Genomic DNA, 23,027 nt, shown 5'->3' with positions numbered 1-23,027 from the left:
TTGTGGCCCACTAGTTTCAGGCTGAGGCTAGCTTCTGCACGATGAGTGTGTTGAGAGAAACGCCTTCCCGTTCTGCTTCGATGGTCAGGTCTCGGTGAAGTGACTGAGGTATGCGGAGGTTGAACTTCCCCGAGTAGCTTCGCTGTCCGAATGGTTCTGGGATGTGTTCATTGTTGCGTTGCATATCTTCTAGAGTTTCTTCGACGACGCTGCGCAACTCGGCTTCTGCGGTGGTCGCAGTAGCATCCAGCCATGACAGGGAAGGGAACTCTAGGACTGTGGCAACGAACTCGCCATCTTCTTCTGACCAAGCGGTTTGGTAGGTGTATCTGTCTGCGAGATTCATGATCTGCTCCTAGAAATAGAAGTCACATACAAGTTGCAGCTCTGAGAAGCGGACGTTTGTCCGTGAGGCCCGCATCTTTGTGAGGATCTTTTCTATCTTGGAAACCACACCTGTATGGTACCGCAAATGGTACCACTAGTGGTTTGGGTAAACCATAGGGCAGCCTTGGGCCTTCCAACCATCCGTTCCACCCTCGACGTTGATGACGTCCCAGCCCTTGGTGTGCTCCAAGTACTGGCAGACCTGCATGCTGCGCCCGCCTAGGTGGCAGATGACGTAGATGTCTTGGTCCGGGTCAATCTCGTCGATGCGATCAACTAGTTCGCCCATCGGGATGTGCGTGGCGCTCTGGGCGTGCTCGGTGTTCCACTCGTGGTCCTCGCGGACGTCGATAAGCTGGGCGTTCTCAGGTACTTCCTGTGGCGTTACGTTTCTCATGCCCCATACCCTAGTCAGGTATAGGGCCTAGTGCTGTTACTCCACTCGCCGCGTCCAGGGAAGGGCTTCAAACTCTGCGCGGTCCCCGTTCACAAACCGTTCAAGGAGGGACAAGGCTTCGTCGATGTCCTCAAGGAGCATCTGGAAGTTTTCTTCCTCACCGTTGTTGTGGCCCCATTCGACGAGGTAGCGTGCCGCTCCTGTTTCTGAGGGTTGCACGCGGTCGACCTGGCAGTAGTCGCCCGGGACTATTCGGTCAAAGGCCGCTACCCACGCTCCCACTTCGGGGAAGCCGTCCTGGCGAACTGCCTCGAGAAGGTCATCGTTGAAAAGATACGCAGCTGAGCCGAAGACCGTGGCGTTGACCATGAAGCGCTCTTCCTCAGGGATATCTGAGGACGACTTCTGATCTTGCCAATTCACTTTGTCCACCAACTGCGCCGGGGAGTAGGTGAATTCAACCATCAAATCCAGAGCAAGGGGCAGTGGGATGGATGGGATTTCGTGTAGGTTCCCGTCGGGGGTGACAAGGTCAAGCGAAACGTTGTCGCCTGTATAGGTTGTTTCCAAGGTATAACGCTCTTGGAAGTCCACCTGACTCCCGGATCGAACCTCAAGCCTCCATCCTGTGAAGAGGCGAAGCCCCGCTTCGAGTACGGAGGAGGATGTAGCCACCTCCCAGGTGTTCACATACAACTTATCCGCGAGTAGCTTCAACTGGCAGCTCTCAGCCCCCGGAAGCGGCTTGCCCGACGGGTTGTACAGTGCCAGGGAATCGTCGACAACAAGCGAAATGCCATGATCCTGCGCCAGATGAGTAAGCCTCTCTATCGTGACCGACCTGACGTCGGCAGGGATGAGCAGCCGAGTGAGTGCTTGTGCCTCCACGTGCTCCTCGGCGAGGAGGATTTCGCTTCCGAGCTTTGAGTTAATCCTCTCAATATATTTCTGCATCCGAGGGCTGGGCTCGCCATTATGGTCAGCACGGATGCGGTGCATCATGCATACTGATGCTTCTGTCCACTGCTCCTCGCGCTCCGGAAGCTCCATTGCGGTGACCGTGGTGTACGGTGCCGGATCCGAAGATGAAGAGTCCGGGAAGACCGTGGAAATCATCTCGCCGTTGCCGTCCAAATAGTGCTCCGCCACTGCGATGACTTCGTCTGCGATGTCGAAGGTCTGCACATTGTCGGTGCCGAGGTTATCGTAAACCTTCGCGGTCCACTGTCCTTGAGCATTGCGGCCGTAGGCCAGGGAAAACGTTGGCCATTTGTGTAGGTGGACCATCACGCCTGCGGGGAGCTCCTTCACTGCGTCCAGCCGGCGCCAGGGTGTTTCGTGGCGGACTGAAGCATCCAGGATTGGCTTAGATTCACGTTGAGGCAACGGTTCCCACGCAAGTTCTTCGATCAACGGGTTGTGGTCGCTGAAAGAAAGCAGAATCTCTCGTGCTTCTTCATAAGTATCGACAGTGAGCGTGCGGAATACCGGTTCAGTGGCCTCTGGAGGGAGGCTGGACCATATCAGTTCGAACTGCCCGCTTGCGCGCAGGTGCATGGATATTTCGAGGCCGTAGCTTCGTTCTTCCGAGCCATAGTTGGCTACCTGAATCCACGTCTGTTCGGACACCGGCAGGCGCAGGGCGTCCTCAAAGGCGCGATCAAGCATAGGTCTGCTGACCTGTCGCCACATAGTTCCCATGCAGTTCCTGATTGAGGAAAGGCCATTGCTGCTCGTGGGGATTCCAGTCGCATTAAAGAGGATGTCCGTGGTTCCAATGAAGACAGTCAAGCCGTGGTAATACGCCAGCAAAGCTAGCTTTTCTTGGAGCTCTAAATCGCTCGAATCCATCGTGACCGTGACGGCCGAATGCGCGGGCACGTCCTGTCCGAAGAGTTTGGAGAGTGCGGCCGATGCTTCTTCCATTTCTGGATCCGGCTTCCGGAAGGAGTCCAGCCCTTCCGTCTGAATTAACTCCAGAAAATAGTCATGGTCAGCAATCTTTTCTCGGTTAAAGCGCACGATGTTGAGCTGCACGTCCATTAAGCGGGGTCCTTCCAGAGTGGGTTGGGTAAGGGCACGGACAAGCTTATGCGTCTTGCGTCACAGTTTCCTTGGGATCCTGTGGATGGTCTCTGTCAGGGCGCTCGTGTGGACGGTGGGCGGGCGCGGGCTTTAGCGGTGCGCTGAGAGGTACTCCAGAATGGCTTTCACGCGGCGGTTGTCCTCGCTGGGATCTAAACGCAGCTTGGTGAAGATATTGGAGACGTGCTTGGCCACCGCGGCGGAAGAAAGGACGAGCTCGGCGGCGATGTCTTTGTTGGACTTGCCGCGGGACATGAGTTCAAGCACCTCGCGCTCGCGCGGGGTGAGCTCGCCCAGGCCGCTGCGCCCGGAGCTCATGAGAGCCTGCGCCACGGTGGGGTCGATGACGGTGCCGCCTTGGGCCACCACGTCCAAGCTGGCCAGGAAGTCGCGCACCTCGGAGACGCGGTCCTTCAACAGGTAGCCGGTGCCGGCATCGGGGGAGTCGAAGAGCTCGACCGCGTATGCGGGGGCCACATACTGAGAGAGCACCATAACGGGCAGACCCGGGTATGCGTTTCTTAAGTTCACGGCGGCTTTCAAACCATCGTCGCCCATGCCCGGCGGCATGCGCACGTCCGTGATGACGATGTCCGGAAGTTCATCCCGAAGTTGGTCTACCACGGCCTCGAGCGAAGGGGCGGAATCTGCCTGGCCCACAATTGAATGGCCGCGGCGCTCCAAAAGGCCCGCGAGGCCCTCGCGCAGAATGGCGGAATCATCCGCTACCACAATCCTTAAGCTCATTTTTTAAACTCCTGACTGTCCGCGATCGAGAAGAAGAGGAATCGAGCACGCCACCCTGGTCGGGCCGCCCGGGGGCGAGGATAGCGTCATCTCCCCGCCAAAGGCAGCAAGTCGCTCGGCCATCCCTGACAGGCCGTGGCCGGGTACCACCTGTGCGCCGCCTGGGCCCTCATCCACCACCGCAATCTTTAATGAGGCATCCGCGGTCACCAAAACAGAAACCGGGGCGCCCGGCGCGTACTTCGCCGCGTTGGTCAACGCCTCCGCACCGAAGAAATAGCCACACGCCAGCACCGAGGCGGAGAGCTCCGGCAGCGGATGCGGGGCGAAGACGCTGACGTGGGGGCCGTGGGAAGAGGAGACGTCGGCAAGCGCGGCAACGAGACCGTGATCCTGCAGGACCTGTGGATGGATGCCGTGCACCGTCGTACGCAGGGAATTCAGGCCGCGGTCCACGTCCTGCTTGGCGGCGGTGAGGAGCTCGGTGAGGTCAGAGGGGGCGTCGAGAAGCGCCTCGCCCAGCTTCATACTCGCAGCCACGAGGTATTGCTGCGCGCCGTCGTGCAAGTCGCGCTCGATGCGGGCGCGCTCCACCTCATAGGCATCTGCGATGGCGCGGCGCGAGGCCGTGAGCTGCGCAATCTTCTCCGCTTGCTGCTGTTCGTGGGTGGTCTGGGGCTTTCTTCGGAACACGGTTCACAGCATAACGGGCGCCACCGATGGCAGGGGTAGCGCTGGCACTACCGTAAAGAGTAACGCTAGGGCTGTTCTTTCTGCGGGCCCTTCACGGTGGAATGAGAGACATGGCAAAGACACTTTCCCTGACAGACATCACCAAGGATTTCGGCGGCGGCCCGGTGCTCGCTGGAATCTCCCTCGACATTGAACCGGGCGAGCTCGTGGCCGTCATGGGGCCATCTGGCTCCGGCAAGTCCACGCTGCTGCACTGCATGTCCGGAGTGCTCACCCCCACGCACGGCAGCGTGCGCTACGGGGACGAGGAGCTCTCCGCGCTTTCCGACGCCCCCCGCTCCCGCCTCCGCCTTCGCAACTTCGGCTTCGTCTTCCAAGATGGTCAGCTCCTGCCGGAGCTGAGCAACGTGGATAACGTGGCACTGCCCGCCATGCTTAACGGTATGGGGCGGAGTGCCGCCCGCAAGCGCGCGTTGGAGCTGTTGGACCAGCTGGGCCTGGGCGGCCTGGCGGACCGCCGCCCGGCGCAGGTCTCCGGTGGCCAGGCCCAGCGCGTGACCATCGCGCGTGCGCTGGTGGCGAACCCGGGCGTTGTCTTCGCCGACGAGCCGACCGGTGCGCTGGATCAGTCCACCGGCCATGAGGTCATGCAGATGCTCACCACCATCGTGCGCCAGTCGGGTGCGAGCCTGGTCATGGTCACGCACGACCCGAAGGTGGCCGACTGGATGCAGCGCCGCGTGGAGATTCGCGATGGCATCATCCACGACGACCGCCGCCTTGGGGTGATTCGATGAACACCGCAACCTTGGTCTTTGACCTGCAGCGCGAATCGATACGCGCGCGCTCCGGTACTGGAATTGTCTCGGTGCTGGCGATTGTGAGCCTGACCATTGGTTCCGCCATCGCCTTCCTGGTTGCGGGTGGCACCTGGATGTTCTGGGAACGCGCCCAGCACGTCGAGGACGCCGCCCCGGCTCTCAAGGAGCCCTTCGGCAACGAGATTGAGTTCTTCCTGTATTCGTGGTTTGCTCTGGCCCTGTTGGCCTGCGCCTTCATTCTTCCGGCGCTGTTTAACCTCACAGCCCAAGCCGCTGTCCTCGGCGCCTCAGGCAGGGAGCAGCGCCTGGCCACCCTGCGCCTGTTGGGATTGAGCTCCCGCCAGGTGGAGCGCATGGCCATCGTGGAGACGGGCCTGCAAGCCATCATTGGCATCGTGCTCGGCGGGCTGATCAGCCAGCTCATCGCGCCGGTCTTCACCCAGCTGGACTTCCAGATGCGCTCCATTTCTTTGCCTGAGATTCTGCTGCCCTGGTGGGGTTATCTGGCCGTGGCCGGCGTGCTCTTTCTGCTGGCCATCGGTGCAGCACTCGTCGGCATGCGCCGGGTGCGGGTGAGCCCGCTGGGCGTGGCTAAGCGTCAGATGCCCGCGGCTTACCGCTGGTGGCGCGCCATCGTCTTCCTTGTCATCGTGGCGGTCGGCGGGGCTTTCCTCTTCGGCAAGGCGGGCCCGCCCACCGCTATGGTCATCGTGGTTATGTTCGGCATGCTGATGAGCATCAACCTCATCGCTCCCTTCATCCTGCAGCTCGGCGCGCACATCTTGTCCCTCTTCCCGGGTACCGCGCACTTCGTGGCCTGCCAGCGCGTGGCGGGTAATGCGCGCCCCGCGTGGAGGCGGAGTGCTGCCATCGGCTTCTTCGGTTACTTGGCGGGATTCCTCGTTACCGCGCCCTTGGGCTCCGATGCCCTGGCTCTGTCGCTCAAGGAAGACCCCGGAACGAACGTGGTGTTCAAAGACATCTCCACCGGTGTCGTGTTGACCCTCATCTTTGGCTTCACGCTGACCACCATGTCCATCATCCTGGGGCAGGTCTCCGGCATTTTTGAGGACAAGGAGCTCATCCGCTCCCTGGATCTCATGGGCGTGCCGCGTGGCTTCCAGTTCCGGTCCGGCGCGCTTGCGGTCATGGGGCCCGTCGTGGGATTGAGTTTCTTCGGCTTCCTCTTTGGCGGCGGGATTGCCTCGCTGATGTTCTTCTCCAGCGTCGAGTCAAGCGACGTCAATGTACTCGCCCGCCTGCTCATGGCCTTCGGCTTCTTGGCAGTGGGCTGGCTGGTTACGCTCCTTGCCATCGTGATTGTGGAGCCTCTCCGCGGTTACGTGTTGCGCACGGGACGGCGAAAAGAATGAAAACGGTACTGAAAATCTTCGGTGGCCTGTTCGTCGTTGCTCTCATCGCCGTGGTCGCGGCCGTGTACTTCTTCGGCCCCTCCTATGGCGGGGTGTTTGCGGGCAAACCCGTATTCCTCTTCAACGCCAGCGAGAAGCGCATCAATACCGCGATGGTGGACACCGCAGCTTTCACCGGCATTTACGGCGAAAGCGAAGAATTCCAGCGCGCCCGTGAGGCCTTTAAGGAGGACCCCACGAACCCGGATCTCCTCGATGCCGCCATTGACGCCGCAGGCGGCAAGCACTCCAGCGTCTTTAGCGCCGAAAAAGAAAAGGCCATCGAGGGAACCGATCCCTCCGTCGACTTTGACGACGGCGTCTTGCGCGCCACCGTGCCGTCGATTGGCCGCCACGCTGACGGCCAGGCCTACGCCGATACCTTGGCTCAAGGCCTGACTGCCCACCCGGAGGCGTGCGCTGCCGTGGTGGACCTGCGCGGCAACGGCGGCGGTGACATGGGGCCCATGTACGCGGGGCTCAGCCCGCTGCTGCCGGACGGCCCCGCGCTCTCCTTCGTCAGCCGCATGGGAACCTCAGAGGTCACCATCGACGGCAACTCTGTCACCGGCGGTGGCACGCCCACCACCACATCGGGCGGCAAGCTTGAGGTCCCCGTCGCCGTGCTCACCGACGACGAAACCGCGTCCTCCGGAGAGGCCACCCTCCTGGCCTTCCGCGGCCTGGATAACGTGCGCACCTTCGGCGAGCCGACCGCCGGTTACGCCTCTGCGAACGTGGTTCTGGATTATCCGGATGGCCGCTCGCTCATGCTCACCACGGCCAAAGACAAGGCGCGCACGGGCGAGGAATTCGCCGAGGACCCCATCGCCCCCGATGCCCCGGAATCGGAGCTCGATGGTTGGCTTGCCTCCCACTGTGGTTCCTAAGCACGTTGCGGCTCCTAAGTACGTTGCGGCCACCTAGCCGCAACGTTCGCCTTCCCACCGCCAGTAATGATGCCACTTCCACGGCGGAGGAACCAGCTCGCCCCGCCCTTTGATGACCGCGAGAACCTGGTGAACCGCGACGTCAAGGTGATGCTCAATTGTGGCGGCGGTGAAGTGGAGGGGCCGGTAGCCGCGCTGGATGGCGTCGTTAAGCTTCTGGCGGTCGATTTCGAAGCGCTGCCGGTTCTCGCCTTTGTGGTAGGCGTATCCGTCCACCTCGATGGCCACCTTGTGTTCCTCTAGGAGCAGGTCCCAGCGGTAGGGTCCAATCCGCACGTTGTTGCGGACTTTGACGTGGGGCTCGAGACCCCGGGTGAGGTCGCGCTCCGGCTTGCTATCCGCCCCGACGATGGCCTTTTCCAACACCTCACGCGTGTGCTTGGGCAGGCGGCAAAAGTCCAGCTGCTCGGTCTCGATGCGCGAGCGCCCGTGCGGCCCAGCGAAGAAGGCCTCGATGAAGGCCACGGCATCCTCGTGCTCCATCGCCTCAACGCACTGCAGCGGGCTGCAGACGTTCACCCCGTTCATGCTGCCCAGCGCCTTGGGCCGTGCTCGTCGGCTGCGAAAATACGTGCTTGATGCCATCGTTCCTGCGCGCAGAAAGTGAAGCGGAAAATTCAGTTCTTGACCAAGATATTGCTGGGCGGCGGAATAGCCATCCAAGGCTGAGTCTGGCCAACGCCGCGAGACGACTTCAGCGAGCTCGCGCGGCGTTGGCACCGCAGACAAATACAGACCGCGACAAATCTTGATTGCTTGCCCCTTAGCCGCGCGGCGAGTGCCCGCGCGTCCCTCGAAAATTTTCATGTGCCCCCGATGAGTACGTTTCTAACAAATAAGCCCCCAGAAACCGCTGTTTTCGGCCCCCTATTTGATCGAATCGTACGTCACGAACGAGGAGTTGTCGCGGTGACAAAGAAAAAGGACGTTTCGATCAACTAAAGCCTCTCAAACCCTCGGATTTTGGGCCCTATTTGATCGAAACGTCCCTCAACGTGCGGAACGCAGCGGCTTACTTGAAGCGAGCCTTAGCCTCTTCGAGGATCTTCTCTGCCTCAGCCTTGTCGCCCCAGCCGGAGCCGGTAACTTCCTTGTTCGGCTCCAGGTCCTTGTAGTGGACGAAGAAGTGCTCGATCTCGTCCTTGATGTGCTGCTCCACATCGTTGATGTCCTGGTAGCGCTCCCAGCGCGGGTCATCGATGACGGCAAGCAGCTTGTCATCGCCGCCGGCCTCATCGGTCATCTTGAATACGCCGAGAATGCGGGCCTCCACGACAACGCCCGGGAAGACCGGCTCCGGGAGGATCACTAGTGCGTCGAGCGGGTCGCCGTCCTCACCCAGGGTGTGGTCGATGAAGCCGTAGTCAGCCGGGTAGGCCATCGGGGTGAACAGGTAGCGGTCGAGGTGGACCTTGCCGGTCTCGTGGTCGATCTCGTACTTGTTGCGGGAGCCCTTAGGGATCTCGATGGTTACTTCAACGCTCACGGCTGAATCCTCCATAACTAATAGGTTGGCATGTGCTCCGCATAGTCTACCGCGCTAGTCTAAAGGGCGATGAAAGCTAAGCATGTCTGGTGGAGTACTGCGGCCCTCGTCACGGCCGGCGTCGTGGCGGCGACGGCCGCAGTGGGCGTAGAAGTCCAGCGCACCTACGATCAACTGGACCACGGCCAACCTTATAAGCAGGCAGAACCCGAAACGCTGCTCCAACCCGTCGAGCCTGGTGAGATAGACACCGCCGCGCTTAAAGCGAAGTTGGATGAACTGGGCAAAGACAAAGCCCTCGCCACTTTCGGCGGTCAGGTCATCGACACCACCACCCACGAGGTGCTGTGGGAGCGCGAACCCGCAAAGCCGCTCACGCCCGCCTCCTCAACCAAGGTCCTCACCCTCGCCGCAGCAACGCTCGCGCTCGATGAAGAAGAGCGCCTCACTACGGAAGTGGTCAAGGGCGATAACGATGGCGACGTGGTCATCAAAGCCTCCGGCGATGTGTGGCTGACGGACGAGCGCCTCGATGAGCTCGCGGAGCAGATCAAGAAGCACATGAGCACCGTCAACCGAGTATCCATCGACACTTCCGTCTGGGCTGGCCCCGACCAGGCTCCCGGCTGGGACGATGACAATATCGACGGTGGCTATGTCGCACCCATCCAGCCAGCCATGCTCTACGGCGGGCGCATCGGGGAGAAGACCGGGGACGTCCCGCGCTCCCATGAGCCGGCACTCGACGTCGCCCGCGCGCTCGCCAGCCGTCTGGGTACTGACAAAGCTGACATGGCCCCCGCACCCGATAACGCGGAGGCCATCGCCTCCAGCGAGTCCGATCCGTTGGCCCTGCGCGCGCAGCAAGCGGCGAAGGACTCCGACAACGTCATGGCAGAGGCCATCGCCCGCGAGCTGGCCATCAGCCAGGATGCGGAGGCAAGCTTCGATGGCGCCGCGCAGTCCACCCTCGACGTGCTCAGCGGCGCCGGCATCGACGTCAACGGCGTCACCTTAAAGGACGGTTCAGGTCTCTCCCGCGATAATCGCATCCCGGCAGGCCTCCTCGCGCACATCGCGGATCAAGCCGTAGCCACCGAAGAGCTTCGCCCACTGTTGGGCTACCTCCCCCTCGCCGGCGGCGAAGGAACCCTCTATGAGCGCTATTCCGATTCGCCCGCCCGCGGCTTCGTGCGCGCCAAGACCGGCACACTCACCGGAACCTCCGCGCTGACCGGCACTGCCCAGGGCCAGTCGGGCCGGGTTTATGCCTTCGCCTTCCTGGTCAACGACGGTGAGGTCACCTCTGCCCGCCAAGCCCAAGACGCCCTCGCCGCCGCACTCCATGACTTCTAAGAAACCTTTTTGGCCGCGCAAAAGCCCCAACTTCTTGGCCTGCCGGGTGGCCGCCCGCGCCGTGGTGGGGCAGCAACCGCGGGCCATAGCGGTGGGTTTGTCCGGCGGGGCCGACTCGCTGGCGCTGACCGCGGCCCTCGCCGCAGAAGGGCATGAGGTCACAGCGCTCTGCGTCGACCACGGCCTACAGGAAGGCTCGGCCGCACAGGCGCGCCGGGCTGCCGACCAGGCTCGTGGATTGGGAGCGGGGGCGGAGGTGTTGCCGGTGGACGTCGCCAAGCACGGCTCCGTTGAGGCCGAAGCCCGCGCCGCCCGGTACCGTGCCTTCGCGCCCTGGGGCGAGGTGGCGGTGGCTCATACCGCTGATGACCAGGCCGAAACCCTGCTGCTGAGCGCCCTGCGGGGGAAGGTGGCGGGCATGTGCGAGCGCTCCGAGGTGGAGGGCGTGCGCGTGCTGCGCCCCCTTTTGCGCGTGCGCCGCGCCCAGACCGAGGCCGCCTGTGCGGAGCTGGGGCTGGACGTCTGGCACGATCCCCAGAACCAGGATCCGGCCTTTCGCCGCGTGGCGCTGCGCCGCGAGATCCTCCCGCGCCTGCAGGAGATCCTGGGCGGTGACCCCGTGCCGGCTTTGGCCCAGGCAGCCTATGACGCCGCGCTTGACGACGCCTTCCTCACCACCCACCCCACCCCCGACTGCGCCGAGCTGGCCGCCCTTCCCGAGCCGAAGCGCCGCCGGGCGATTGCCGCGTGGCTGCGCGAGGAAGGGGTAGAGGTTACGCGCGAGGCGGTGCGCGGCATCGATGCCCTGTGCACGCAGTGGCACGGGCAAGGGGCAGTCGCCGTCCGTGGTGAAAAGAGAGGTACAAGGTTGGAAGTCGCACGCGTTGGTGGCAAACTGTCACTATTGCCTCGGTCAGCAAAGGAGCGCTTACGTGCACGACACCCATGATTCAGCCGTCCCCGCCAATCCTTATGGAGAGGACATTAGAAACGTACTCGTCGCCGAAGACGATCTTCAGGCGCGCATCCAAGAGATGGCGGACCGCGTTTCCGAGAAATACAGCAACGCCGATGATGACCTCATCCTGGTGTGCGTGCTCAAGGGTGCGGTCTTCTTCTTGACGGACTTTGCCCGCAAGCTCACCATTCCGTCCCAACTGGAGTTCATGGCGGTGTCCTCCTATGGCAACTCGGCCTCCTCCTCGGGCGTGGTGCGTATTTTGAAGGACCTGGACCGCGATATCGAGGGCCGCGATGTGGTCATCGTGGAAGATATCATCGACTCCGGCCTGACCTTGTCCTGGCTCATCCGCAATCTGCAGGGTCGCCAGCCGCGTTCCCTGGAAGTGGTCACGCTGCTGCGCAAGCCTGAGGTAGTCAAGGCGGAGCTGGATCTCTTCGACGTGGGCTTTGATATCCCCAACGAGTTCGTCGTGGGCTATGGCCTGGATTTTGCGGAGCGCTACCGTGACCTGCCGTATGTGGGCACGCTGGAGCCTGCGGTATACAGCAACGACTAGTTTTTCTTGCCCTCTGTTGCATGAGGCCTCGAATTCGCAAGGTAATTAATGAAAAATAAGAACATCATCCGCTATGGCTCGATCGCGGGCCTAGTTCTCATCCTGCTGTACGCTTTCACGTTCTTTAGCAATGATGCCCGCAGCTTCAAGCAGGTGGACACCTCCGTGGCCATGCAGCAGCTGACGGATAAGAACGTCGAGGAAGCACAGATCGATGACCGCGAGCAGCAGCTGCGCCTCAAGCTCAAGAAGCCGGTGACGGTGGAGGAGCAGGAGGGCGTCGAAGAGGTCATTGCCAAGTACCCGGCCCGCGCCTCCGAGCAGGTCTTCAATGCGGTGAAGGGCTCTGGTGCGGAGAAGTACCAGACCAAGGTGACGCAGGATTCCTTCATCGGTTCCATGATCAGCTTCCTGCTGCCGATGCTGATCCTCTTCGCGCTGCTGTTCTGGCTCATGACCCGCATGCAGCAGGGCGCGGGCGGCATGTTCGGCATTGGTGGCTCCAAGGCCAAGGAGCTGACCAAGGACATGCCCACCAACACCTTTGCGGATGTTGCCGGTGCGGATGAAGCGGTGGATGAACTCCAGGAGATCAAGGACTTCCTGGATGATCCGGAGCGCTACCACGCGCTGGGCGCGAAAATCCCGCGCGGCGTGCTGTTGTACGGCCCTCCCGGCACGGGTAAGACCCTGCTGGCCCGCGCCGTTGCGGGTGAGGCCGGCGTGCCTTTCTATTCCATTTCCGGTTCCGACTTCGTGGAGATGTTCGTCGGCGTCGGTGCCTCCCGCGTGCGCGACCTGTTCAAGCAGGCCAAGCAGAATAGCCCGTGCATCATCTTCGTCGATGAGATTGACGCCGTGGGCCGCCAGCGCGGTTCCGGTACCGGCGGCGGCCACGATGAGCGCGAGCAGACGCTGAACCAGTTGCTCGTGGAGATGGATGGCTTCGGTGACCGTGAGGGCGTCATCCTCATCGCCGCCACCAACCGTCCCGACATCTTGGACCCGGCGCTTCTGCGCCCGGGCCGCTTCGACCGCCAGATCCCGGTGACCAATCCGGACCTGGCCGGCCGCGAGCAGATTCTGCGCGTGCACGCTAAGGACAAGCCGCTGGCCAAGGAAGTGGACGTGGCGCAGCTGGCCAAGCGCACCGCCGGCATGTCCGGTGCGGACCTGGCCAACGTTCTCAACGAGGCTGCCCTGCTCACCGCGCGCATTGGCGGCAACGTCATTACCTACGACGCGCTGGAGGAGGCCACCGACCGCGTCGTCGGCGGCCCGCGCCGCCAGAGCAAGATCATCTCTGAGCATGAGAAGAAGGTCACCGCCTACCACGAGGGCGGCCATACCTTGTCGGCGTGGGCGCTCAAGGACATTGAGCGCGTCTACAAGGTGACCATCCTGGCCCGCGGCCGCACCGGCGGCCACGCCATGACCGCGCAGGAAGACGACAAGGGCATGTACACCCGCGACGAGCTTTTCGCTCGCCTCGTCTTCGCCATGGGCGGGCGTGCCGCGGAAGAGCTCGTGTTCGGCGCACCGACCACCGGTGCCTCCTCCGATATCGAGCACGCCACCAAGATCGCGCGTTCCATGCTGACCGAATACGGCTTCAGCCCGGACCTGGGCACCGTCAAGTACGGCCAGGAACAGGGCGATCCCTTCAGCTATGCCGGCGGCGGTGGAACCATTGACTACTCGGATTCCGTGGCCACCAAGATCGATGAGCAGATGGCGTACCTCTTGGACCGCGCGCACCAGCAGGCCTATGACATCCTGTCCGAGCACCGCGACTACCTGGATAAGCTCGCCGAGATGCTGCTGGAGAAGGAAACCCTGCGCCGCCCGGATCTCGAGGGCATCTTCGAGGGCATTGAGCCGCGCGAGGCCTTCGACGTCTTCCCGAACGAGGACGCCCGCTTCCCGCGCCAGGCTGGTCGCGAGCCGGTGAAGACCCCGGTGGAGCTGGCCCAGGAGCGTGGTGAGGAACTGCCGAAACGCATGACGCTTCTCGACGCCTCCCGTGCCGCCCGCGAGCGCCGCCACGCGGAGCTGGAGCGAGCAAAGGAGAACGGCGGCGAGCTCGCTGGCGCTGCATCGGAGGCGCCGGTCGAGGAGATCGGCTTCAGCTTTGGCCAGCACGCCGGCGATTACGTGGATCCGGAGAAGGGCAACACCTTCTTCGGTGAATCCGAGATCACCGAACCTACCGGCCGCGAGCTCAGCGAGGACCGTGCCGAAAGCGATGGAGCACACGATGAGACCGTGGCCCCAGAGCAGGCCCAGCCGGCTGCGGAGCAACCGGCTGAAGAGCAGAAGGGCCCCAGCAACGAGGTCACCCAGGAGATTCCGCGCGTGCCGGAGTCCGCTGCACCGCAGCAACAAGCACAGCCGGAATCGCAACCGCAAGCACAGGCACAGCCTCAAGCACAGCCACGCGAACGCGAGCAAGAGCGCCGCGGCCGCCACGCCAAGCCGGAGGATCACGCCTGGGGCGCGCCCGGCTGGGGAGACAACGAATACCGCAACAACCCGTACAAGGACGGCGAGAATAATGAGCGATAACATCCCGGCGCAGCGCGAGTTCGATCACGAGCGCGCCGAAGCCGCTGTCCGCGAGCTTCTCATCGCCGTGGGCGAGGACCCCGACCGCGAGGGCCTGCGCGAAACCCCGGCCCGCGTGGCCCGCGCCTACGCGGAGGTCTTTGCCGGTCTCCACCAGGACCCGACCGAGGTCCTCCACAAGACCTTCGCGGAGGAGCACCAGGAACTCGTCCTCGTGCGCGATATCCCCATCTACTCCACGTGCGAGCACCACCTTGTGCCCTTCTACGGCAAGGCACACATCGGCTACATCCCGGGCCCCGACGGCCACGTCACCGGACTGTCTAAGCTGGCCCGCCTGGCGGATATGTACGCCAAGCGCCCGCAGGTCCAGGAACGCCTGACCTCTCAGATTGCAGACGCCCTCGTGGACGTCCTCCACGCACAGTCCGTCATCGTGGTCATCGAGTGCGAGCACCTGTGCATGGCCATGCGCGGCATCCGCAAGCCAGGGGCCACGACGACGACGTCCGCAGTCCGCGGCGGTTTCAAGAAGAATGCGGCCTCCCGTGCGGAGGTCATGAGCCTCATTAGGAGCTAGTTTCCATGGCAGTCAGCAACCTTACCGTTCCCGGCCGCACGCTGGTCATGGGCATCGTCAACGTCACGGAAGATTCCTTCTCCGACGGCGGACGCTGGATTAATGTCGACGACGCCATCGCGCACGCCCGGCACTTGGTGGCCTCCGGCGCGGACATGATCGATGTGGGCGGCGAGTCCACCCGCCCAGGTGCGGTGCGTGTCGCGGCCGAAGAGGAAGAGCGCCGCGTCGTGCCCGTCATCAAGGCGCTGCACGAGGAGGGGATCAAGACCTCGGTGGACACGATGCGAGCCTCGGTTGCCACAGCGGCCGCGGAGGCCGGTGTCGACATGATCAACGACGTCTCCGGCGGTGCGGCCGACCCGGACATGTACCGCACCATGGCCGCCACCGGCCTGCCGGTGTGCCTCATGCACTGGCGCACCGTCCAGTTCGGCAGCGCGGCCGGAGTGGCCGACCACGGCGGGGACGTCGTGCGCGATGTCCACGAGTCCCTGGCGAAGCTCGCCGATAACGCCCTGCAGGCAGGTGTCAGCCACGACAATATCGTCGTGGATCCGGGCCTGGGCTTTGCCAAGTCCCCGCAGGATAACTGGGCTTTGCTCAAGGCGCTGCCGGAGTTCCTGCAGGGCGAGTTCCCGCTGCTCGTGGGCGCTTCCCGCAAGCGCTTCCTCGCCGCCATCCGGGAGGATCGCGGTGCCGAGTCCAGCCCGCTGCTCGCGGATCCGGCCACCGCGGCCGTGACCGCCATCTCCGCGCAGATGGGAGCGTGGGGCGTGCGCGTGCACGAGGTCGACGTCTCCCGCGATGCTGTGGATGTGGCCGCCGCCTGGAATGCGGGCGCGGCGTATACCGGCGGCGAGCATGCCTCCGGCAGCTATGCCAACGGCGCCGATGGAGGAACCGTGGTCTCGACTTCGCTGGGGAGGGCTTAAGCCCATGGCGGATCGCATCGAGCTCACCGGTCTGGAATGCTTTGGCTACCACGGAGTCTTCGAGGAAGAGAAGAAGACGGGGCAGCCCTTCATCGTGGACGTCACATGTTGGTTGGACACCGCGGGCATCGAGGATGACCTGTCCCGTACGGTGAATTACGCCGAGCTTGCCGACGTCGCCGCAAACATCGTCGAAGGCCCCTCCCGCGATCTCATCGAAACGGTGGCCGCTGAAGTCGCCGAGACCGCGATGAAGCGCTTCGAGATCCTCCACGCCATCGAGGTGACGATCCACAAGCCGAAGGCACCCATCCCGCGCACCTTTGCAGACGTCGCCGTCGTAGCGCGCCGCTCCCGGAAGCGGATGGCAGGCTAATGCGCGCTGTCTTGTCCATCGGCTCCAACATGGAGGACCGCCGCGCGCTCCTACAGACCGTTTTCGATGAATTCGCCGCCGAGACCGTTGCGGCCTCCCCGGTCTATGCCACCCCGCCGTGGGGCGTGACCGACCAAGATGAATTCCTCAACGCAGTGCTTATCGTGGACGTGGACTGCACTCCGCTGAAGCTGCTGCGCCGCGGCCAGAAGTTGGAGGAGACCGCCGAGCGCGTACGCGTGCGGCACTGGGGTCCGCGCACCTTGGACGTGGACATCGTGCAGGTAGACGGCGTGACCTCCGATGATCCGGAGCTCACCCTCCCGCACCCCTATGCGCACGAGCGCGCCTTCGTGCTCGTGCCGTGGTTGGCTGCGGATGAGCATGCACAGCTCAACGGCACCCCGGTGCGCGAGCTCATCGCGGGTCTCGATGAGGACGAGGTCGCAGCGGTGAAGGAAGTGGGGTAGGCGATGAAGAGGACGTCGATCAGCGCGCTCGTCGGCGTGGCCCTCTTCGTGGCCGCAGCGGCCGCCATCCTCACCACCCGCTTTTATGGCTCAATGCTGGCCATTCCGGCGACGGTGTCAATTTCCCTGTGGGCCATGGCGCTGGTCTGCGTGCTGTTGACCCTCAAGGTGCGCGGCGCCAAGGACGATGAGCATGGCATCGGCCTGGATAGCTCGCAGCTGAATCCCATGACCATCGCACAATTCCTGCTCGTCGGTAAAGCCTCCGCGTGGACCGGCGCCATCGTGGGCGGGGCCTATGCGGGAATGGCGGTCTATGTCGTGCCGCGCGCCGGCGAGCTCGTTGCTGCGGCCGGTGACCTGGCCGGGGTGGTGACCTCAGCGCTGGGTGGTGCCGCGATGTGCGTTGCCGGAGTGGTGTTGGAGCGACACTGCGAGGTGCCACCTCCATCTGATGGTGCACAAGCGGTAAGTTAGTGGGCATGACGAGTCCGAACCACGCCCCTGAGCCCCAGCACGAGTCGGCCCCGGATGATCGCCCGACGACCCAGTTTTCTGTACAGCCGGACTCCCAGCCGCCAACGTCGGTGGAGTCTTCCCAGTCCGGTTCGAAGACGGACGCCGGTTCCATCGGACTCATCGTCTTGGTCATTCTCGCGGTCATTGCCAGCCTGGTCATGCTGATTTCGGGCTCGGCGAATGCGCTGAAGATCGCCTTGCTCGCCTCCCTGTGGGCCGCGGTTCTGGGCTTCTTCCTGGTGGTGCGCTACCGCCGTCAGGCCCATGAAGCCAACGAGCTTCTGGCGGTGGAGCGCGCCCATGCCGCTTCCTCGCTGACCGCCTCCGGATCTTCCACAGCAGACAACAGCCAGGTCCTGGCGGAGATCCGTTCTGAGCTGGAGGCCATCCGCGCCCAAATCGAGGAGATCTCGGGGCGCGAGTGGGTCTACGAACCTGCCGCCCTGTACGCGGAGGCCCGCCGTATCCAGGAGCTGGAGCGCAAGGCCGGTGGCGCGAGCGTGGATGAGCGCGGCGATGCGCCCACCGTGAACTTCACCCAGAAGTCCGGCGGCGCGCCGTCTGCCGACGCCGTGGCAGGCCGCCTCGGCTCGCAGCCGACCCACCCGGTGAGCAACCCGCTGGACAACCTGTTGGCGGATAATGCCCGTGCTAACGCCCAGCAGCCGGCTGCGGAGCCAGGCGCGAAGCCTGCTCAGCAACCCACTCCGAAGCCAGCCGAGCAGCCCGCCGCGAAGCCCGCCGGGAAATCCGCAGAACAGCAGGGCGCCCGCCCAGCCCCATCGCCCTTCGGCGCGCCGCAGCCTTCTCAGAACCGTCCCTCGGCGTTTCGCCCAATGACCGAAACGCAGCCTCAGCCGCAGGCGGCACAACAGAAGCCGCAGCCGAAGCCTCAACCCCAGCCGAAGGCTGAGAAGCCACAGCCCCAGCCAAAGGCGCCGGAGTTCAAGACCGATAGCTTCCAAGCCGTGCAGTGGAACCAGGGCGCCGCGGGCGGGCAGCACGTCAAGTCGAACCCTGCCCCCGCGCAGCCGCACCACCGCCACCGCAAGCCGGAGGCTGACACCGCACAGCCCAGCACCCGTGGCCGCCGCCGCAGCGATGAGCACCGCGAGGGCGCGGTCTCCGTGGCGGAGCTCATGGCGCGCAGGAAGCAGCAGAACAAGGGTGACAAGAAGTAGATGCAGGCACCACGCATGCGGGTGGCGGTCTGGGGTAACTCCCGAGCCGGCCTTAACTTCGCACGGCGCCTCGAGTGGGCCGGCCACACCATCGAGAGCCTTGAGGACCCCTCCGAGTTGGACCGCTTCGATGCGCTGCTTCTCGCCGTGACGGCTCGGGAGCTGGAGGGGGCTGTGGGGGACGTCGCCAAGCACGTTCGCCCCAGGCAGATAGTCATCCATACCTCGTTGTTAGCCGGCGTGGAGGCGCTCGATGAACTAGAGACGCGAGGCTGCCTGACCATAGCCGCCGCACCCATGGGTTGGGAATCGTGTGCGATAAGCACCCTCGATGAGGTGACAGACACCGTCATCGGGCTGCTGCTGACGGAGATTCATATGACCCCGGAACACCTGCCGGAGGAGCAGCGCCTTGAGCGTGCCGCGCGGATGTACTACGCGGAGATGCTCTGGGCGTTGCACAGTAGGGCGGCGCTTGCGGCGAAGATCATCGATGATTTTCCTAGCCACGTGCCCGACCTGGATACCGGGGACATTATCGATGCTTACCCGGCCGCCGTGGAGCTGGGCATGGCGCGCAACTACCGTGACGTCGCCCGCATGGTGGGCGAGCAGGAGAGGATTGAGGAATTGGAACTGTGGGCAGTCAGAAAGGAAGCGCCGTGGCAGAACAACTCCTAGTGGAGGATATCGAGCGCATCCGCATGGTCGGCAGCGCCTACCGCAAGACGGGCAAGCGCGTGGTGCTCGTGCCGCTGGGCCGCGATATTCATGCGGGGCACCTTGCCTTGGTGCAAGCGGCGCAGCGCGTGCGCGGCGGCATCGTGGTCGTGGCTGTGGACCCGGAGACGGACATCTCTGCCCTCGACGGTGTTGATGTGGTGTGGCGCTACGGCGAGCAGAGCCAGCGCACGCGGATCCTCGCACCCGACCACGGCATGGAGGACGTGAGCGCGGAGCTGACCCGCATTGTGGCGCTGACCTGTGCTTTGGGGCCCAGCGATGTGCTCATGGGGGAGAAGGACTACGAGCTGCTCGTGGCCACCCAGCAGGCCTTTACGGACCTCCACATCGCGGCGCGTGTGCAGGGCGTGCCCTCGGTACGCATGCCGGATGGAGTGGTGATGAGCCTGCGCAACGCGGACGTCGCACCGGAGGCCCGCGAGCAAGCCAGCGCGCTGTCGGCGGCACTCACCGCCGGTGCGTACGCGGCGGAGTCCGGAGCCGAAGAGGTTGTGCGCGTGGCACGTGAAGTGTTGGCCGCAGCAAACGTGGAGCCGGAGTACGTCGAGCTGCGCGGACGCGACCTGGGTGAGGCCCCCGCAGAGGGCGATGCCCGCCTCTTTATCGCCGCTACCGTGGGTGGGGTGCGGCTCATCGATAATGCAGGTGTGCCGTTGGGAATTGGCTTCCGTAATCTAGAGCAGTGCGGATAAAAGTCTGTGGCGCAGGTCTCCACCAGTTAGGTTGGAGACATGAAGATTGGAATTCTGGGAGCCGGCGCTATCGGCGGATACTTTGGCGGAAAACTGAAAGCAGCGGGCCACGACGTCGCCTTCGTCGCTCGCGGTGAGACCTTGCGGGTTCTGGGGGAGACGGGCGTGACGCTGATCGACGCCCACACAGAACCCACAACCACCGAAGTTATAAAGGTCCCGGCTGCGCACACCTTTGCTGAGGTCAAAGAACTCTTGGGTGGGCTGGATGTGGCAATTATTGCCTCGAAGGCGCTGCCGGGCAACGAGACCTTTGGCAGCGCGGAGGACCGCGAGGCCCTGCAGGGAATCCCGGTGGTGACCACGCACAACTCGGTCGAGATTCCGTACCTGGCGGCCGAGGAATTCGGGGAAGAAAACATCCTCGCCGGTGTCGCTCGCGTCTATGCCACGCGCCTGGAGCCGGCGCAGATCAAGCGCAACCCAGGGCCCTTGGCTTTGGCTTTTGGTCCGCTGAGTGCTGAGGCGCCGGAGTCGCTGCGCCGTACGGGCGAGGAGCTGGCGGCCGCGTTGAAAAAGTCTGGGGCCTCCAGCAAGTTCCACGACGCCGCGCTTGTCGACGTCTGGTCGAAAGCCATGTTCGTCACCCCGACAGGCACTCTAGGCACCTTGGTGGACAAACCGATTGGGTACCTCTGCCAGGAAATCCCCGGCCAGCTCGAGGCCTTCATGCGGGAAGTTGAGGCCGTTGGGCGCGCACTCGGCGTGGAGCTACCAGAGAACGTGGTGGAACAGACCATGGAGTTTGCCCGCCAGCAGCACCCGGACAGCACGTCCTCAATGCAGCGCGATATCAAGGAAGGATTGCCCAACGAATTAGACGCCCAGGTCGGAGCGATCCGACGCATGGGCGTCAAAGCTGGGGTTGCAACCCCGTTGTGGGACTTCGCACAGGAGGTGCTGGAGGCGCAGCTGCGCACCGCCTAAGAGTGCGCACTACGCAGCGTCGGTGCCTTATTCGGTACCGATCTTGCCGCCCTTCTTCCACACCACAACCACGGCCGGGCGCGGGGTGGACTTACCGCCATCAGGCCAGTGGGAGGTGGCCTTGTCGAAGGTGGCGTCATCAGACTCGCCCGGGTGCTGAACGTTGACCATGACGCGGTCATCGTCGACGATCGGGCCACAGGTCTCCGCGCCCGCCGGGACGGTGAGGAAGCACTTGAGCTCGCCGCGGGTCTCGCCCTCGGTGGTCACGGCGTAGAGGCCGTCGTTAGAGTCCAGCGCGTTGCCGTCAGTGGAGATCCACAGGTTGCCGTGGTTGTCGAAGGCCAGGTTATCCGGGCAGGAAATCGGGGAGACCTTCTCCTTGTCGAAGCCACCGAAGTAGGTGCTGGCCTCACGCGGGTCACCGCAGACTAGGAAGAGGTTCCAGGTGAACTTCTCACCGGCGTGGTCATCCTCGAGCTCCATGACGAGGCCGTTCTTGTTCTCCTTGACCGGAGCCCATTCCTTGGCGTCTTCCTTGTTCTTCTTAGCGTTCTCGCCGGTGGCGCCGCGGTACTTATTGTTGGTCAGCGCGATGTAGACCTTCTCGGTCTCCGGGTGAACCTGGACGTCTTCCGGGCGGTCCATCTTGGTGGCGCCCACCTTGTCGGCGGCCTCACGGGTAAAGACGGCGACCTCTTCGGCGGACATGCCGTCCACGTGGGACTCGAACTTGTTGTTCTCAGTATCGGAGGTCAGCAGCTTGACCCACTCGCCGCTGCCATCGAAAGCGCCGTCCTCCGGCAGGACACCAGAGCCGTCGATTTCCTTCTCCGGGGAGTTGCCCTCCATCTTGGCCACGTACAAGGTGCCGTGGTCCAGGATGGTCATGTTGTGCTCGAGATCGCCTTCCTTGTACTTCTTGGTGGAGACGAACTTGTAGACGTACTCGAAGCGGGAGTCATCGCCGGAGTAGCACACCACGGTGCCATCCTTGGTGATGTGGATGTTGCCGGCCTCGTGCTTGAAGCGGCCCACTGCGGTGTGCTTGATCGGGGTGGACTTCGGGTCCAGCGGGTTGATCTCCACGAGCCAGCCAAAGCGGTTCGGCTCGTTCGGCTCCTTGGTCACATCAAAGCGGTCATCGTACTTTTCCCACTTACGGTCGGACGGGCCCTCCTCGATGCCGAAGCGCTTCAAGGACTCAGCAGCCTTCTGATCCTTGATGTCGCCGCCGGCGAAGTATTGATCAAAGTTCTCTTCGCCGGAGAGCATGGTGTTCCACGGGGTCACGCCGCCGGAGCAGTTGTTGAGGGTACCCAGGACCTTCTCACCCTTCGGGTCGGCGGAGGTCTTCACCAGGTCAGTGCCCTTAGCTGGGCCCACCAGGGTGAACGGGGTGGTGGCGGTGATGCGGCGGTTGAGCGGGCCGAACTCACGCTTGAGCTCGCCGGAGCCCTTGACCTTGGACACCTCGAGGATAGTGTGGCCGTGACCGGCCCAGCCGATCTTCACCTGTTCCTCGGTGGGGTTCTCCGGATCGTAGTCCGGGAACATCATCGGCTCGGTGGTGTACTCGTGCGAGCACATGTAGATCATGCGGTTCTTGTCATCCGGGTGCTCGATGAGGCCGGCGAAGTCATTGTTGAAGCCGAACTGCTTCTCCGCCGCTTCGGCGGTCTGGTTGTTGACGTCGAATTCCGGAGCGCCCTCGATGACCGGGTCACCCCAGGCAATCAGGACGGACTGCTCGTAGCCCTTGGGGATGACGACCTCATCCTTGGTATTGGCCTCAACGGCTTCAAAGTGCATGCCCTCGGCGGAGGTGAGCTCGATGTCAGAGCCCTTTACCTCGCTGGTCTTGTTGGAGGATCCGCCAGCCGCAGACCCGTTGTCATCCGGAGCAGCGCATGCAGCCAGCGCAGAGGAACCACCAACGGCGACGACAGCCAAGCCACCGGCGCGCAGGGCGGTACGGCGGGAGAACTGGTCGCCGAAGTAAGGGTTGTCGGAGGTGTTCTCGCATTCGCCGAAACAGGCATTACCGCACTTGTAGGTGCAGGTAAGAGAAGAACGAGAAGAGGTAAACATGTTAGCCAAGAGATTGCGGCCGTTGAGTGCCAT

The 23,027-nt window shown here is 63.4% G+C and carries 24 protein-coding genes; 16 read left to right on the top strand and 8 right to left on the bottom strand.

What is annotated here, in order from left to right:
* Positions 1 to 16: 16 nt before the first annotated feature.
* The 5 genes from HMPREF2760_RS07265 to HMPREF2760_RS07245 form a co-directional block, all read right to left on the bottom strand.
* Positions 17 to 346 (bottom strand): type II toxin-antitoxin system HicB family antitoxin, encoded by a 330-nt coding sequence (locus HMPREF2760_RS07265; RefSeq protein WP_070596952.1) that lies wholly within the window; start codon positions 344 to 346, stop codon positions 17 to 19.
* A 135-nt stretch (positions 347 to 481) separates the two neighbouring features.
* Positions 482 to 784, bottom strand: coding sequence for a rhodanese-like domain-containing protein (locus HMPREF2760_RS07260; RefSeq protein ID WP_070532213.1), 303 nt, complete (start codon positions 782 to 784; stop codon positions 482 to 484).
* Positions 785 to 820: 36 nt separating this feature from the next.
* A complete protein-coding gene (locus HMPREF2760_RS07255) occupies positions 821 to 2,827 on the bottom strand; it encodes a hypothetical protein (protein ID WP_070522694.1) in 2,007 nt (668 codons plus the stop codon).
* Between the two features lie 132 nt (positions 2,828 to 2,959).
* The gene (locus HMPREF2760_RS07250) at positions 2,960 to 3,616 is read right to left on the bottom strand and encodes a LuxR C-terminal-related transcriptional regulator (RefSeq protein WP_070522697.1); all 657 of its coding nucleotides are present in this window, start codon (positions 3,614 to 3,616) and stop codon (positions 2,960 to 2,962) included.
* Positions 3,617 to 3,619: 3 nt separating this feature from the next.
* Positions 3,620 to 4,309, bottom strand: a complete 690-nt coding sequence (locus HMPREF2760_RS07245; RefSeq protein WP_070522701.1) for a sensor histidine kinase — start codon at positions 4,307 to 4,309, stop codon at positions 3,620 to 3,622.
* 110 nt (positions 4,310 to 4,419) lie between these two features.
* Between HMPREF2760_RS07245 and HMPREF2760_RS07240 the strand changes: the two genes are divergently transcribed.
* Genes HMPREF2760_RS07240 through HMPREF2760_RS07230 form a run of 3 tightly spaced genes read left to right on the top strand, consistent with a single transcriptional unit; the run spans position 4,420 to position 7,432 of the window.
* Positions 4,420 to 5,106 carry an ABC transporter ATP-binding protein gene (locus tag HMPREF2760_RS07240; RefSeq protein WP_070522705.1) on the top strand — a complete coding sequence of 229 codons (687 nt, stop codon included), beginning with the start codon at positions 4,420 to 4,422 and terminating at the stop codon, positions 5,104 to 5,106.
* Complete coding sequence (locus HMPREF2760_RS07235) at positions 5,103 to 6,503, top strand: FtsX-like permease family protein (protein WP_042532379.1); 1,401 nt, start codon at positions 5,103 to 5,105, stop codon at positions 6,501 to 6,503. The genes HMPREF2760_RS07240 and HMPREF2760_RS07235 overlap by 4 nt, the downstream gene beginning before the upstream one ends.
* Positions 6,500 to 7,432 (top strand): S41 family peptidase, encoded by a 933-nt coding sequence (locus HMPREF2760_RS07230; RefSeq protein WP_070596951.1) that lies wholly within the window; start codon positions 6,500 to 6,502, stop codon positions 7,430 to 7,432. Before HMPREF2760_RS07235 ends, HMPREF2760_RS07230 begins: the two co-directional genes overlap by 4 nt.
* Positions 7,433 to 7,465: 33 nt before the next feature.
* Here the strand turns inward: HMPREF2760_RS07230 and HMPREF2760_RS07225 are convergent, their stop codons facing one another.
* Complete coding sequence (locus HMPREF2760_RS07225; protein ID WP_070596950.1) at positions 7,466 to 8,299, bottom strand: endonuclease domain-containing protein; 834 nt, start codon at positions 8,297 to 8,299, stop codon at positions 7,466 to 7,468.
* 205 nt (positions 8,300 to 8,504) lie between these two features.
* Positions 8,505 to 8,978, bottom strand: a complete 474-nt coding sequence (locus tag HMPREF2760_RS07220; RefSeq protein WP_070522711.1) for an inorganic diphosphatase — start codon at positions 8,976 to 8,978, stop codon at positions 8,505 to 8,507.
* Between the two features lie 69 nt (positions 8,979 to 9,047).
* Here HMPREF2760_RS07220 and dacB point away from each other — a divergent pair, with 69 nt between their 5' ends.
* The 13 genes from dacB to HMPREF2760_RS07155 are packed head-to-tail and all read left to right on the top strand — an operon-like array spanning position 9,048 to position 20,903.
* A complete protein-coding gene (gene dacB, locus HMPREF2760_RS07215; RefSeq protein WP_070522714.1) occupies positions 9,048 to 10,334 on the top strand; it encodes a D-alanyl-D-alanine carboxypeptidase/D-alanyl-D-alanine endopeptidase in 1,287 nt (428 codons plus the stop codon).
* Positions 10,324 to 11,283 carry a tRNA lysidine(34) synthetase TilS gene (gene tilS, locus HMPREF2760_RS07210; RefSeq protein WP_070522717.1) on the top strand — a complete coding sequence of 320 codons (960 nt, stop codon included), beginning with the start codon at positions 10,324 to 10,326 and terminating at the stop codon, positions 11,281 to 11,283. The genes dacB and tilS overlap by 11 nt, the downstream gene beginning before the upstream one ends.
* Positions 11,267 to 11,854 carry a hypoxanthine phosphoribosyltransferase gene (gene hpt / locus HMPREF2760_RS07205; RefSeq protein ID WP_070522720.1) on the top strand — a complete coding sequence of 196 codons (588 nt, stop codon included), beginning with the start codon at positions 11,267 to 11,269 and terminating at the stop codon, positions 11,852 to 11,854. Before tilS ends, hpt begins: the two co-directional genes overlap by 17 nt.
* 48 nt (positions 11,855 to 11,902) lie before the next feature.
* Entirely contained in the window at positions 11,903 to 14,419 is a 2,517-nt protein-coding gene (gene ftsH, locus HMPREF2760_RS07200; protein WP_070522723.1) for an ATP-dependent zinc metalloprotease FtsH, read from the top strand.
* Complete coding sequence (folE, locus tag HMPREF2760_RS07195; protein WP_070522726.1) at positions 14,409 to 14,999, top strand: GTP cyclohydrolase I FolE; 591 nt, start codon at positions 14,409 to 14,411, stop codon at positions 14,997 to 14,999. The genes ftsH and folE overlap by 11 nt, the downstream gene beginning before the upstream one ends.
* Before the next feature lie 5 nt (positions 15,000 to 15,004).
* The gene (gene folP / locus HMPREF2760_RS07190) at positions 15,005 to 15,934 is read left to right on the top strand and encodes a dihydropteroate synthase (RefSeq protein ID WP_070522729.1); all 930 of its coding nucleotides are present in this window, start codon (positions 15,005 to 15,007) and stop codon (positions 15,932 to 15,934) included.
* A 4-nt stretch (positions 15,935 to 15,938) separates the two neighbouring features.
* Positions 15,939 to 16,310, top strand: coding sequence for a dihydroneopterin aldolase (folB, locus tag HMPREF2760_RS07185; RefSeq protein WP_070522732.1), 372 nt, complete (start codon positions 15,939 to 15,941; stop codon positions 16,308 to 16,310).
* Complete coding sequence (folK, locus tag HMPREF2760_RS07180) at positions 16,310 to 16,780, top strand: 2-amino-4-hydroxy-6-hydroxymethyldihydropteridine diphosphokinase (protein ID WP_070522736.1); 471 nt, start codon at positions 16,310 to 16,312, stop codon at positions 16,778 to 16,780. Before folB ends, folK begins: the two co-directional genes overlap by 1 nt.
* Before the next feature lie 3 nt (positions 16,781 to 16,783).
* A complete protein-coding gene (locus tag HMPREF2760_RS07175) occupies positions 16,784 to 17,257 on the top strand; it encodes a DUF3180 domain-containing protein (protein WP_070522739.1) in 474 nt (157 codons plus the stop codon).
* A 5-nt stretch (positions 17,258 to 17,262) separates the two neighbouring features.
* Positions 17,263 to 18,480 carry a DUF6779 domain-containing protein gene (locus HMPREF2760_RS07170; RefSeq protein ID WP_070596956.1) on the top strand — a complete coding sequence of 406 codons (1,218 nt, stop codon included), beginning with the start codon at positions 17,263 to 17,265 and terminating at the stop codon, positions 18,478 to 18,480.
* Entirely contained in the window at positions 18,481 to 19,161 is a 681-nt protein-coding gene (locus tag HMPREF2760_RS07165) for a 6PGD fold domain-containing protein (RefSeq protein ID WP_083304495.1), read from the top strand.
* Positions 19,143 to 19,916: a pantoate--beta-alanine ligase gene (locus HMPREF2760_RS07160; RefSeq protein WP_369815756.1), complete on the top strand. Its 774-nt coding sequence runs from the start codon at positions 19,143 to 19,145 to the stop codon at positions 19,914 to 19,916. The genes HMPREF2760_RS07165 and HMPREF2760_RS07160 overlap by 19 nt, the downstream gene beginning before the upstream one ends.
* A 39-nt stretch (positions 19,917 to 19,955) precedes the next feature.
* Positions 19,956 to 20,903, top strand: a complete 948-nt coding sequence (locus tag HMPREF2760_RS07155; RefSeq protein WP_070522741.1) for a 2-dehydropantoate 2-reductase — start codon at positions 19,956 to 19,958, stop codon at positions 20,901 to 20,903.
* A 27-nt stretch (positions 20,904 to 20,930) separates the two neighbouring features.
* On the opposite strand, the gene HMPREF2760_RS07150 is transcribed toward HMPREF2760_RS07155, so the two are convergent.
* Positions 20,931 to 23,027, bottom strand: a complete 2,097-nt coding sequence (locus HMPREF2760_RS07150; protein ID WP_070522744.1) for a PhoX family protein — start codon at positions 23,025 to 23,027, stop codon at positions 20,931 to 20,933.

The organism is Corynebacterium sp. HMSC065D07, from assembly GCF_001810695.1.
Classification (GTDB): Bacteria; Actinomycetota; Actinomycetes; order Mycobacteriales; family Mycobacteriaceae; genus Corynebacterium; species Corynebacterium hesseae.
Note: the sequence above shows the minus strand (reverse complement) of the source record. Positions and strands in the feature narration are given on the sequence as shown.